The organism is Allobosea spartocytisi (assembly GCF_014764685.1).
Taxonomy (GTDB): Bacteria; Pseudomonadota; Alphaproteobacteria; order Rhizobiales; family Beijerinckiaceae; genus Allobosea; species Allobosea spartocytisi.
Genome location: NZ_JACXWY010000004.1, coordinates 407,133 through 419,134, shown reverse-complemented (window position 1 = coordinate 419,134; position 12,002 = coordinate 407,133). Strand labels below are relative to the sequence as shown.

Sequence of the window (12,002 nt, the reverse complement as noted above, 5' to 3'; positions counted from 1 at the left end):
AACTGAACACCGTCAAGTTCGGAGGTCGTCATGCCACCTTTGACGCTCGACGCCGCCTTTTCCGCGGCCAATCTGCTGGCCGTTGGCGGCTGGCTGCTATTGCTCGTGGCACCGCGCTGGCGCGCCGGCCAGTTCCTCGCCGGGCTGGTCATCCCGAGCCTGCTGTCGCTCGGCTATCTCGTCCTGATCGGTGTGCACTGGCATCAGGCGCGCGGCGGCTTCTCCTCGCTCGACGATGTCGCGGCGCTGTTCGCCTCGCGGCCGCTGCTGCTCGCCGGCTGGGCGCATTACCTCGCCTTCGATCTCCTGATCGGCGCCTGGCTGCTGCGCCGCTCGCAACGCGAAGGTCTGCCGCATGGGGCGATGCTGCCTGTCCTCGCCCTGACCTTCCTCTTCGGCCCGGTCGGCTATCTGCTCTACCTCCTTCTTGCGGCAAGTCGCGTCATCGCCTCGGAAGACCGGATTCCGCGCTTCCTGGCACGGCTGCCGGCGCCGCTGCGCGCGCTCGAATGGGAGCCCCGGCTGACCGCCGCAGGGATCGCGATGCTGCTGCTGGCAGTCCCGACCGCGCTCGACTACGCCCTCGATCCGCGCCTGTTCAACGGCGACAATGTCTGGCTCAAGCCGCTGAAGTTCGAGATCTCGGTCGCGATCTACCTCTTCTCCTTCGCGCTCATCCTGCCTTTGACCGGTGAAGCCTTCCAGCGCTCGTGGCTCGGCCGCTTCACGGTCCGGCCGGTCATCGCCCTGCTCACCTTCGAGATCGTCTACATCGCCTGGCGCGCCTCGCGCGCCGAAGCCTCGCACTACAATGAGGCGAGCGCGCTCGCCATCGCGCTCTACGCCGCGATGGGCATCGCGGCGGTGCTCTTCACGGCCGCCAGCGGTATCCTCGCCTATGGTCTCGCCCGCCGGGACGCCGCGCCGCTCCCGCCGGTGATGCGCCGCTCGCTCATCCTCGGCCTCGGGCTGACCGCCGTGCTCGGCATCCTCTCCGGTGTCGCCCTCAGCCAAGCCGGCGGCCATACGGTCGGCACACCGCTGCCTTCAGCGCCCGTCATCCCGTTCTTCGGCTGGTCGCTGACTGTCGGCGATCTGCGCCTCGGTCATTTCCTGGCGCTGCACGCCATGCAGATCCTGCCGGCCTTCGCGCTCTTCGCCTCGCTGCTTGGCCGCGCAACGGCGCCTCGCATCGTGGATGCCTTCGCCCTCGCCTATGCTTGCGTCACGGCAGCCGCGCTCATCGCGGCCCTGAACGCCCGCCCGCTGCTCGGCATCGGTTGACGCTGGGCCGATGCTCAGCGGCTCTCGCGCCGCGCCATGAAGGCGAGCTTCTCGAACAGCGAGACGTCCTGCTCGTTCTTGAGCAAAGCGCCGTGCAGCGGCGGGATGAGCTTGCGCGGATCGCGCTCGCGCAGCACCTCCGGCCCGATATCCTCGGCGACGAGCAGCTTCAGCCAGTCGAGCAGTTCCGAGGTCGAGGGCTTCTTCTTGAGGCCCGGCACCTCGCGCACCTCGAAGAACAGGCGCAACGCCTCCTCCATCAGCCGCTTCTTGATGCCGGGGAAATGCACCTCGACGATCTGCTGCATCGTCTGCGCATCGGGGAAGCGGATATAGTGGAAGAAGCAGCGGCGCAGAAAGGCGTCCGGCAGGTCCTTCTCGTTGTTGGAGGTGATGATCATCACCGGCCGCCGCGCCGCCTTGACGGTCTCGCCCGTCTCGTAGACGTGGAACTCCATGCGGTCGAGCTCGAGCAGCAGGTCGTTGGGGAATTCGATATCGGCCTTGTCGATCTCGTCGATCAGCAGCACCGGCCGGACGGGCGCGACGAAAGCCTCCCAGAGCTTGCCGCGCTTGATGTAGTTGGCGATGTCCGACACGCGCGGATCGCCGAGCTGGCTGTCGCGCAGCCGGCTCACCGCATCGTATTCGTAGAGCCCCTGCTGCGCCTTGGTCGTCGACTTGATGTGCCAGGTGATGAGCGGCGCGCCCAGCGCGGCGGCGATCTCCTCGGCCAGCACCGTCTTGCCCGTGCCGGGCTCGCCTTTCACCAAGAGCGGCCGCTCCAGCCGGATCGCGGCGTTGACGGCGACGGTGAGGTCCTCCGTCGCGACATAGTTCTCGGTGCCGGCAAAACGCATGAGCGATCCTTTTGATTTTACGCCGGTACGCTAGCCCATCGGCGCCGAACGCGAAAACCGCCATTTGCACGCTCGGCGCGAAGGTCATTGCCTAAGCGCTCGCGTCGCAAGGCGAATTTCTCTCCACCACCGCAATTCGAAGGTTGTGCATCGCACCCACGAATCGCAAGAATGACGAGGCATCCGCTTCTCCATCGAATCGCAAGGGCAGGCCTTGGCCGGAACCGTCGATCCTTCCGTCTACAAGGACGCCGTCGTCGTGCTCGCGACGGCCGGCGTGATCGTGCCTTTTGCCAAGAGCTTCAAGATCAATTCGATCATCGCCTTCGTGGCCTGCGGCGCGCTGCTCGGCCCCTTCGGCCTCGGCGGGCTGGTCTCCAAGGTGCCGCTGCTCAGCACGGTCACGGTCTCGAATGCGGAGGCGCTGGCCGGGCCGGCCGAGCTCGGCGTCGCCTTCCTGCTCTTCGTCATCGGGCTCGAATTGTCCTTCGAGCGCCTGATGACGATGCGGCGCCTCGTCTTCGGCCTCGGCCTCGGCCAGGTCGGCCTTTCGGCGGCGGCGATCGGCCTCGTCGCCTATGCGCTGGGCCAGCCCACGACGGCGGCGCTGATCATCGGCTTCGGCCTCGCGCTCTCCTCGACGGCGATGGTGGTCGAATTGCTCGCCGCCAAGAAGCGGATGACGACCTCGGCCGGCCGCGCCAGCTTCGCCATCCTGCTCTGCCAGGACCTCGCGGTCATCCCGCTGCTGTTCCTGATCGCCGTGCTCGATGCGCAGAACGGCTCGGGCTCGCTCGTCGCCGGTCTGGCGCAGGCCTTCATCCAGGCCGCGGCGGCCATCGCGACCATCGTGGTCATCGGCCGGCTGGCGCTGCGCCCGCTCTTCCGCCTCGTCGCCTCGACCGATTCGGCCGAAAGCTTCATGGCCGCAACGCTGCTGACGGCGCTCGGCACCGGCCTCATCGCCGCCGCCGCCGGGCTCTCGATGGGGCTCGGCGCCTTCATCGCCGGGCTGCTGCTGGCCGAGACCGAGTTCCGCCGGGCGATCGAGGTCACGATCGACCCCTTCAAATCCCTGCTGATCGGCGTCTTCTTCCTCACCGTCGGCATGGGCGTAAATCCGGCCCAGATCGCGGCCCACCCCGTCGCCATCCTCGCCATCGCAGTCGGGCTGGTCGCGATCAAGAGCCTCATCATCTTCGTTCTCGCCCGCCGCTTCCGCCTGTCTGCGGCGACGGCGCTCGAAACCGCGCTGATGGTCAGCCCCGGCGGCGAATTCGCCTTCGTGCTGCTGAACGACGCCTCCGCCACGGGCCTTCTCGACCGCAATGCGACCAGCATCGCGCTGGCGGCGGTGTCGCTGACCATGGTCGCGCTGCCCCTGCAGGCGCGCTTCGCCCGCCATTTCGCCCAGAAGCTCGCCGCGCCGGTGACCTTGCCGGACGAGGCCAAGGTGCTCCCGCCGGACGATCGCGCGCCGCGCGCCATCATCGTCGGCGGCGGGCGTGTCGGGCGCCTCGTCGCCTCGATGCTGGACGAGCACGGCAAGTCGCACATCCTGATCGATTCGGACGCGGCCCTGGTCACCGCCCAGCGCCGCTCAGGCCGTCCGGCCTTCTACGGCGATGCGACGCAGCCCGATTTCCTGAGGCTATGCGGACTGGAAGAGGCGACGGCGCTGATCGTCACCATCGACAATCCGCGCGCCGTCGATGCCACGGTGCAGGCCGCGCGCGCCCTGCGTCCGGACATCGTCATCGTCGCCCGCGCCCGCGATGCGGCCCATGCCCGCCATCTCTACGAGATCGGCGTCAACGACGCCGTGCCGGAGACGATCGAGGCGAGCCTGCAATTGTCGGAGGCGGCGCTGGTCGGGCTCGGCGTGCCGATGGGCCTCGTCATCGCCTCGGTGCATGAGCGGCGCGACGGCTTCCGCGCCCAGCTCAAGCCGGCAGGCGCCGCGGCAGCCCGCGCCCTTCCGCGCCATGCCCGTTCCCGAAGGCTGTGAGGCCTGGGCTCACGGCCTCGCGCGAGAGATAGCCCGCCTGCTGCGCCACGCGCCGGATATGTCCGTAGAACTGCGCCGCGCTGCTCGTCCAGCTATGCCGCGCCGCCAGCTCCAGCGGGATTTCAGGCTGTATCCTGAGCGCCTGCATGGCGGCGCTGCGCAGATCCTCGTCGAGCACGGCCGCGCCGCTGCCGGCGAAGACGTCGCGCGGGCCCTGCACCGGAAAGGCCGCGACTGGCAGCCCGCTCGCCGCCGCCTCCAGCAGCACGATGCCGAAGGTATCGGTCAGGCTCGGAAAGACGAAGACGTCGGAGGAGGCATAGATCGCGGCGAGCTCCTCGCCCTCCTTCGTCCCGAGGAAATGCACCTCGGGAAAGGCGCGCTGCAGATCGGCCCGCGCCGGCCCGTCGCCGACCACGACCTTGCTGCCCGGCAGCCGCAGCGACAGGAAGGCATCGAGATTCTTCTCGACCGCCACACGCCCGACACTAAGGAAGATCGGCCGCGGCAGGTCGAGCACGCTTTGCGGGCGCGGATGGAACAGGTCGAGATCGACGCCCCGCCCCCAGCGCACCAGCTTCTCGAAGCCGTGCTGGCGCAACTCCTCCTCGACCGTCGCGGTCGAGACCATCACGGCAGCCGCCGGGCCATGAAAGCGCCGCAGCAGCCGGTAGCTCCAGCTTTCGGGAATGGGCCAGCGCGCCGCGACATATTGCGGGAAGCGCGTGTGGTAGCTCGTGGTGAACGGGCGCTTCTGCGCCAGGCAGACCGCCCGCGTCAGCCAGCCGATCGGCCCTTCCGTCGCGATATGGATGTGGTCCGGCCTGAATTCGGCGATCCGTTCCGCGAGCGCGCGGCGTGTGGCGAGCGCGAGCCGAATGTCGGGATAGCTCGGCATGGCGATCTGCCGGAAGCCGTCCGGGGTGAGCGCCGCCGCCGTCGCTCCGAAATCCGGCGCCGCTTCGATCATCCGTTCGAGCGAGCGCACCACGCCGTTGATCTGCGGCCGCCAGGCGTCCGTGGCGATGAGGACGCGCATCAGCGCGCTTTCCGTTCCGCCGTTTCCGGCAGAGCGCCAATGATGCGTGCCAGTTCCAGAGGCTGGAGCATGCTCCGGGCGGCCTCGACGAGTTCCGGCACGGCGGCCGGCCGGGCCGGCACGACGACCGGCACGGCCGCCTCGCCCTTGAGGCGTCCTTGCGGCCAGCGGATCAATTCGAAGCGACCGTCATGGTGCTCGACGAAGGCGGTGCAGCTCTCCACCCAGTCGCCGGTGTTGATGTAGGTCAGCCCCGCGATCTCGCGATAGGCCGCGTGATGGATATGGCCGCAGATCACGCCATCCGCATTGTGGCGGCGCGCCTCGTCGGCGAGGCAGGTCTCGAACTCGCCGATATAGTTCACGGCGTTCTTGACCTTGTGCTTGGCCCAGGCCGAGAGCGACCAGTGCGGCAGGCGCAGGACGCGCCGGACCTTGTTGATCACCATGTTGAGCCCGAGCGCCACCGTGTAGGCCCAGTCGCCGAGCAGCGCGAGCCATTTGGCGTTGCGCACCACGAGGTCGAACAGGTCGCCATGGATGACGAGCAGGCGCCGGCCATCCGCCGTCTCGTGGACGATGTCGTCGACGAGCGTGATGCCGCCGAACTGCAGGCCGGTGAAATCGCGCAGGAAGTCGTCGTGGTTGCCGGTGACGTAGATCAGCTTCGAGCCTTTGCGCACCTTGCGCAGCAGCTTCTGGACGACGTCGTTGTGGCTCTGCGGGAAATACCAGCCGCTCTTCAGCCGCCAACCGTCGATGATGTCGCCGACGAGATAGATGTTCGGTGCATCATAGGCCCGCAGGAACTCGAGCACGAGATCGGCTTGCGCCCCGCGCGTGCCCAGATGCAGGTCCGAGATGAAGATGCTGCGAACCTGCTTCGCGTCGTCCTCGTCGCTCATGCGCGGCAGTCCATGCTGTTGCGATGTTTGCGGCGTGTGTCTGATTTGCGTTGCGCTTTGATGACGGAACCAGCAATCCGTGCTCAGCCTTGCTGACCGGCCGCTGTCCGACAACGGCGTGCGAAACTGACGGAGACATCTGATGGATCTTGGAATTGCCGGCCGCACGGCCATCGTCTGCGCCTCCAGCAAGGGGCTGGGCCGCGGCTGTGCGCAGGCCCTGGCCGAGGCGGGCTGCACCGTCGTGATCAACGGCCGCAACGCGACCACCCTGGAAGCCACCGCCAGCGCGATCCGCGCCGCGACCGGCGCGACCGTCATCGCCGTCGTCGCCGACGTCTCGACCCAGGCCGGTCAGGACGCCCTGCTCGCGGCAGCGCCCAACCCGGACATCCTCGTCAACAACAATGGCGGCCCGCCGCCCAAGCCCTTCCGCCAGGTGACGCGCGAGGGCCTGCTGGAAGGCGTCGTCCAGAACATGGCGACACCGCTCGAGCTGGTGCAGCGCGTCATCGACGGCATGATCGCGCGCGGCTTCGGTCGCATCGTCAACATCACCTCGGCCAGCGTGGTGACGCCGCTGACCGGCCTCGACGTCTCCTCCGCCGCCCGCGCCGGCCTCACCGCCTTCCTCTCGGGCGTCGCCCGCGAGGTCGCCCACGCCAATGTCACCATCAACAACATCCTGCCCGGCGTGTTCGACACCGACCGGATCAAGACCGCGACCAACAAGGTCGCCGAGATGCAGGGCATCAGCATCGAGGAGGCGACGAAAAGGCGGCTCGCCGCGGTTCCCGCCGGCCGCCTCGGCACGCCCGACGAATTCGGCCAGCTCTGCGCCTTCCTGGCCAGCGCGAACGCCGGCTACATCACCGGCCAGAACTTCCTGATCGACGGCGGCGCCTTCCGCGGGACGTTCTGAGCCGCGCGCCTCGGGCCGCTGGCCCGAGCATCTCGCGCCCCGGAGGCTCTTGCGCCTCTTCCGGAAAGAGATTCTCGGGTCGGCGCGATACGCTGCCCGAGAATGACGCGCTTTCGCCGCGAACGACCCGCTCCCACGCCAATGGCCTAGCCGGGTTGCAGAGTTCACGCTTCGCTCCTCGATCTCGACATGATCTAAGGAGAAGCGGTTTCGCCCGAACCCGTCCCAGCCCTCCCGCCGCGCCGCCGCCTTGTCCCCTCTTCTCGGCATCAGTCTCAAGCTTGTCTCGGCGCTGGCTTTCACGCTGATGTCGGCGGGCATCAAATCGATCTCGACACGCTATCCCACCGGCGAGATCGTCTTCATCCGCTCCTTCTTCGCGATGATCCCGCTGCTCATCTGGCTCGCCTGGCGCTCCGAGCTGCCGGAAGCCTTGAAGACGGACAATCTGCGCGGCCATCTCAAGCGCGGCATCATGGGCTCGACCGGCATGTTCTGCGGCTTCGCGGCGCTGCAGTTCCTGCCGCTCTCGGAGGCTGTCGCGATCGGCTATGCCGCGCCGCTGGCGGTCGTCGTGCTCGCGGCGCTGGTGCTGAAGGAGCGCGTGCGGATCTATCGCTGGACCGCGGTGACGATCGGCTTCGTCGGCGTCCTCATCATGCTCTCGCCGCATCTGGGCGCCGGCGCGCACCCTGTCGGCAGCAACGCCGCGATCGGTGCCGCGCTGGGCCTGGCCGGCGCCTTCTGCTCGGCCTTCGCCTCGGTCGAGGTCCGGCTTCTGACCTCGACCGAGCGCACCGGCGCCATCGTCTTCTACTTCATGCTGCTGACCAGCCTGCTCGGCCTCTCGACCATCCTGCTCGGCTGGAACATCCCGGATGCCAGGGATGCGATGATGATGGTCGTCATCGGCATTCTCGGCGGGCTCGGCCAGATCCTGATCGTCCAGGCCTATCGCTATGGCGACGCCTCGCTGGTCGCGCCCTTCGAATATTCGACCATGCTCTGGGCGGTGGCCATCGGCTGGTTCTGGTTCGGGGAATGGCCGGCGCAGACCATCGTGATCGGGGCCTTCATCGTCATCACCTCGGGCATCTACGTGATCTTCCGCGAGCGCCAACTCGGCCTCGCCCGGCGCGCTCAGCGCGAGGTCGGCCCCAGCCGCCTGACCTGAACACGGCTGCGTTTTCGGCGGTGCACGGTCCAGCCTCGCCGGATGCCGGGCATTGTTCGCTTGTTCAAACGAACGTCCGCCGTTACAAACGGCCTCATACGCAGGAGGGGCCGAATTCATGGGAATCGAGACGAAGGAGCGCGGCGGGCGGGAGCTTGAATCCGGGGCTCAGGTCATCTCGGGCCAGCTCGGCAAGACGATCCAGCGCCTGCGCAAGGCCTACAACTTTTCGCTCTCCGACCTCGCCGAGCAGTCGGGCGTCGCCAAGTCGATCATCAGCCAGATCGAGCGCAACGAGACCAATCCGACGCTGGCGACCATCTGGCGGCTGTCGCAGGCGCTCGACATCTCGATCGAGCGCGTGCTGTCCAGCGGCGAGGAAGAGCCTTTCATCGACAAGACCACCCGCGCCGACACGCCGATCCTGGTCTCCGAGGACGGCAAGCTCAGGCTCGCCATCGTCGGCTGGATCAAGACGGTCGAATGGCTGCAATGGTACGAGGTCTCCTCCGAACCCGGCGGCGAGCTCGATTCCGAAGGCCATCAGCGCGGCTCGATCGAATCGCTCTCCGTCACCGCCGGCGAATTCGAGGTCGAGGTCGGCGACATCGTCCAGCGCGCCAAGGCGGGCGAGACGCTGCGCTATCGCTGCGACCGCCGCCACATCGTCCGCTGCGTCGGCAACGAGCCGGGCTCGGCGCTCATGGTCTGCATCCTCAAGGCCGCGGTGATGGAATAAGACGAGGGGCGCGAGCAGGAGCGAACCATGGAAATCCGACGCATCGGCTCGCAGCCCTCCGGCAAGGGGCCGGCCGAATATTTCACCGGCACGGTCCGTATCGACCCGCTGTTCAACCCGCCCGAGCCGGCGCGGATCGCCACGGCCCTCGTCACCTTCGAGCCCGGCGCCCGCACCGCCTGGCACACCCATCCGCTCGGCCAGACCCTGATCGTGACCGCCGGCTGCGGCTGGGCCCAGCGGGAGGGTGGACCGATCGAGGAAATCCGCGCGGGCGACACCGTCTGGTTTCCGCCTGGCGAGAAACACTGGCACGGCGCCACGGCGACGACCGCGATGACCCACATCGCCCTTCAGGAAAAGCTGAACGGCTCGCCCGTCGACTGGCTCGAACAGGTGACCGACGCGCAATACGCCGCAAAAGCCATCTGACCCCACGCGACGCACATGCCTTCACCCGCCCGTGCTCAGGCGCGGGCGTTGATCATTGAGGGGCAGCGGAGCGCCGCGAGGCGCGGTTGGGTATCGGGCCGCTTCCATTGAGCCAGGATGCGGCGCGGAGGGATTGAGCCACCCTCCGCACGCCCCGTGGCGCTCCGCTTGCCGGCGTTCTTCAGTCTCCGGGCCGCGCTTATCGGGCCTGCGGCCATCCTTCGCCGCGAGCCCTTTCGACGCCAGTTCGGCTCATCGCCTTGTCGCGTCTACTCGGGCATGGGACGAAGGCGTGCTGCCATCGGCCGTTCCCAGCGAGCTCCTCGCACAGGGATCGTAGTGTCCCCAGGGCGGTGCCCCGAAGCCTCCCGGGAGTGGATCGTGACTCCACCCGCAGGCGCCGCCCTCATCCCGACCAACGGCACACCTCCGGATGGCTGCCCCTCGGGGATGAGGTGGGGCGAGGATAGGCGCGGCGTGTGAGGGCGGGGATAACTTCTCAGGCCTTGTCCGCTTTCGACCCCTTGCAGACATAGCGCAATGGCCCTTTCATGCCGGAATGATCGGCGACCAAATCCCGCACATCTACGATGAAGTTCCGGGCGGACCAGAGCTACTCCGTTGGTTCGGCCGGGTCCCGAGTTTCCATGATGCAGAGATCATCAGCCTCGACCTGCGTCGGTCCGGGAAGAGCTTTCTTCGCGTTCATGGTTGGGTGGGAACAGAGCAGGTGGATGAGAACGGCTACATCGTTCTCGATAAGGACGCTGTCGTAACATTCACTCTCGAAGAAATCATGGACCTGCAACTGGACGGCTTCAGCCACCAGAATGTTATCTTTGGCCTGAAGTTGCAGCGTGCGACAGAGCGTGGCCGATCCAACTATTATGCGCTGCCGCAGTCGCCCGAAGATATTGAGATCGAGTTGGAGCCTTGCTTCGGGCTCGACGGTGTAATCCGCGCCAAGCGCGTGTCCATCTCGTTTGAACCCGGCGTTCCTGATGAGCCGTCGATGGACCGAAACGGCAGCTGACGGCCGGTTGCGGACCTCACGCCCAAGCGGTAATTCGCTGTAACTGGGAGGCGAGACCGTGTGTAACTCAGTCATTGCGGACGGGCGCTCTTATGACACGCCTCGCCAATCGGCGGCGCTGCTTGGCGGGCAAGACAAGCTCATATGGCAGAGCCAAAACCCCTTCGTGCTCTGGCCGCAGGGCAAGGATTGGCGCGACCTCGATTTGTGCCTCTGCGGCATCAACCTGCCTGCCACGCTGGAGAAGGCTGGGTTGCGATGGCGTGTTGGCGACGATGATCCGATGGAGCATTTCATCGATTGACTGAGGCACTACAAGGGTCCGCTTCCAACCCATTGCAGACCTTGGAACGCCTATTGCCTTTCAGATCGGATTGAATAGATCGCCGAAACCGAAAGTGTTGTTGGTTGCGGCCATCGCCAACGCCGATATGAGCAACGCGAAAGCCCATATCGCACGACGTCGTCCTGATCTCTCCGCCGCATTTTTGACGATGGCTAGCGTCGATGACCATGAGCCGGCCAGCCATAGCGGCAGAGAAATCAAGAGGAGGAGCCAGAAACCAAGCTCGTGGGCTCCCTTCGGCGCTCCGTTCAAAGCTTCTGAGGCGCTAAGGGGCAACATGTATCCGATGATTGCCCCTGCCAGGATCAGGAAGCCAATAGTGGCGCTAACGCTCACCACCCAAAGAGCCGCATTGCGAAATCGGATCACGGCCCCCCCGCAGCATTATTCGGGTGACCATAAGCCTGAAGCCACTATCAGGCCAACGTCCGCTTCCGACCCGTTGCAAACCACGGCGATTGCATCGACAGTGCTCCCCCCAGATCGGCCTCCCCAGCGCAGGGCCGTCGAACGGAAGTGACGAGAGGCAGCCATGCATGAGCTTGCGGTCCTGATTTCGATCCTCGGCGTGTTCCTGCTCGGCGCGATCAGCCCCGGCCCCAGCTTCGTCGTGGTCTCGCGCATTGCCATCTCACGCTCGCGCACCGACGGCGTGATGGCCGCCATCGGCATGGGTATCGGCGGATTCGTCTTCGCGATCATCGCGGTCGCGGGCCTGACGGCGATCCTGCTGCAGGTCGAATGGCTCAACATCGCGCTCAGGCTGGCCGGCGGCGCCTATCTTCTGTGGCTCGGCATCAACATCTGGCGCGCCGCTCCCGAACCGCTGGAGGTCGCCGACACGGCCAGCGAGCGGCAGAGCACGCTATGGACCTCGTTGCTGCGAGCGCTCTTCGTCCAGCTCTCCAACCCCAAGACGGCGATCTTCTATGCGTCCATGTTCGCCGCGCTGCTGCCGTCCCCGACACCGTCCTGGATGTTTTTTGTTCTGCCGCCGATGCTCTTCCTGATCGAGTTCGGCTGGTACACGGTCGTGGCCGTCGGCTTCTCGTCCCGCACGCCGCAGGCGGCCTATCTCCGCTCCAAGGTCTGGATCGACCGAACCGCCGGAGCTGTGGTCGGAGCCCTGGGCACCAAGCTGATGGTCGACAGCCTGCGCTCGTCTGCCTGAGCTCGTTTGCCGGCTCTAAGCCACCGCTCAGAAGCAGATGCTTCCGCGCTCACGGGACGAAGGCAACGTTTGCCCGTGGCTGCCCCGAT

13 protein-coding genes are annotated in these 12,002 nt (G+C 66.7%); 9 read left to right on the top strand and 4 right to left on the bottom strand.

Going from position 1 to position 12,002, the window contains the following annotated elements; genetic code table 11:
- Positions 1-30 precede the first annotated feature (30 nt).
- Entirely contained in the window at positions 31-1,284 is a 1,254-nt protein-coding gene (locus tag IED13_RS09520; RefSeq protein ID WP_191124010.1) for an ABA4-like family protein, read from the top strand.
- 14 nt (positions 1,285-1,298) lie between these two features.
- On the opposite strand, the gene IED13_RS09515 is transcribed toward IED13_RS09520, so the two are convergent.
- Positions 1,299-2,144 (bottom strand): AAA family ATPase, encoded by an 846-nt coding sequence (locus IED13_RS09515; RefSeq protein WP_191124009.1) that lies wholly within the window; start codon positions 2,142-2,144, stop codon positions 1,299-1,301.
- Positions 2,145-2,358: 214 nt separating this feature from the next.
- On the opposite strand from IED13_RS09515, the gene IED13_RS09510 reads away from it, so the two are divergent.
- Positions 2,359-4,152 (top strand): cation:proton antiporter domain-containing protein, encoded by a 1,794-nt coding sequence (locus IED13_RS09510; RefSeq protein ID WP_210323554.1) that lies wholly within the window; start codon positions 2,359-2,361, stop codon positions 4,150-4,152.
- Here IED13_RS09510 and IED13_RS09505 read toward each other — a convergent pair.
- Positions 4,088-5,191, bottom strand: coding sequence for a glycosyltransferase family 4 protein (locus tag IED13_RS09505; RefSeq protein ID WP_318652238.1), 1,104 nt, complete (start codon positions 5,189-5,191; stop codon positions 4,088-4,090). The two genes, IED13_RS09510 and IED13_RS09505, sit on opposite strands and share 65 nt — an antisense overlap.
- On the bottom strand, positions 5,191-6,096 hold the full coding sequence (locus IED13_RS09500) for a UDP-2,3-diacylglucosamine diphosphatase (protein ID WP_081925099.1): 906 nt from the start codon (positions 6,094-6,096) through the stop codon (positions 5,191-5,193). Before IED13_RS09500 ends, IED13_RS09505 begins: the two co-directional genes overlap by 1 nt.
- Before the next feature lie 142 nt (positions 6,097-6,238).
- Here IED13_RS09500 and IED13_RS09495 point away from each other — a divergent pair, with 142 nt between their 5' ends.
- From IED13_RS09495 to IED13_RS28765, 6 genes are all read left to right on the top strand, one after another.
- Positions 6,239-7,018, top strand: a complete 780-nt coding sequence (locus tag IED13_RS09495; protein ID WP_038358683.1) for an SDR family oxidoreductase — start codon at positions 6,239-6,241, stop codon at positions 7,016-7,018.
- A gap of 250 nt (positions 7,019-7,268) precedes the next feature.
- On the top strand, positions 7,269-8,192 hold the full coding sequence (locus IED13_RS09490) for a DMT family transporter (RefSeq protein WP_081925101.1): 924 nt from the start codon (positions 7,269-7,271) through the stop codon (positions 8,190-8,192).
- 118 nt (positions 8,193-8,310) lie between these two features.
- On the top strand, positions 8,311-8,931 hold the full coding sequence (locus IED13_RS09485; protein WP_038358685.1) for a helix-turn-helix domain-containing protein: 621 nt from the start codon (positions 8,311-8,313) through the stop codon (positions 8,929-8,931).
- 27 nt (positions 8,932-8,958) lie between these two features.
- Positions 8,959-9,363, top strand: coding sequence for a (R)-mandelonitrile lyase (locus IED13_RS09480; RefSeq protein ID WP_112765326.1), 405 nt, complete (start codon positions 8,959-8,961; stop codon positions 9,361-9,363).
- A 559-nt stretch (positions 9,364-9,922) separates the two neighbouring features.
- Complete coding sequence (locus tag IED13_RS09475) at positions 9,923-10,396, top strand: Imm50 family immunity protein (protein ID WP_112764059.1); 474 nt, start codon at positions 9,923-9,925, stop codon at positions 10,394-10,396.
- 166 nt (positions 10,397-10,562) lie between these two features.
- The gene (locus IED13_RS28765; protein ID WP_248312501.1) at positions 10,563-10,700 is read left to right on the top strand and encodes a hypothetical protein; all 138 of its coding nucleotides are present in this window, start codon (positions 10,563-10,565) and stop codon (positions 10,698-10,700) included.
- Between the two features lie 60 nt (positions 10,701-10,760).
- Here the strand turns inward: IED13_RS28765 and IED13_RS09465 are convergent, their stop codons facing one another.
- Positions 10,761-11,111: a hypothetical protein gene (locus IED13_RS09465; protein ID WP_133563227.1), complete on the bottom strand. Its 351-nt coding sequence runs from the start codon at positions 11,109-11,111 to the stop codon at positions 10,761-10,763.
- Between the two features lie 163 nt (positions 11,112-11,274).
- Between IED13_RS09465 and IED13_RS09460 the strand changes: the two genes are divergently transcribed.
- Positions 11,275-11,913 (top strand): LysE family translocator, encoded by a 639-nt coding sequence (locus IED13_RS09460; RefSeq protein WP_112764046.1) that lies wholly within the window; start codon positions 11,275-11,277, stop codon positions 11,911-11,913.
- The last annotated feature ends 89 nt before the right edge of the window (positions 11,914-12,002 follow it).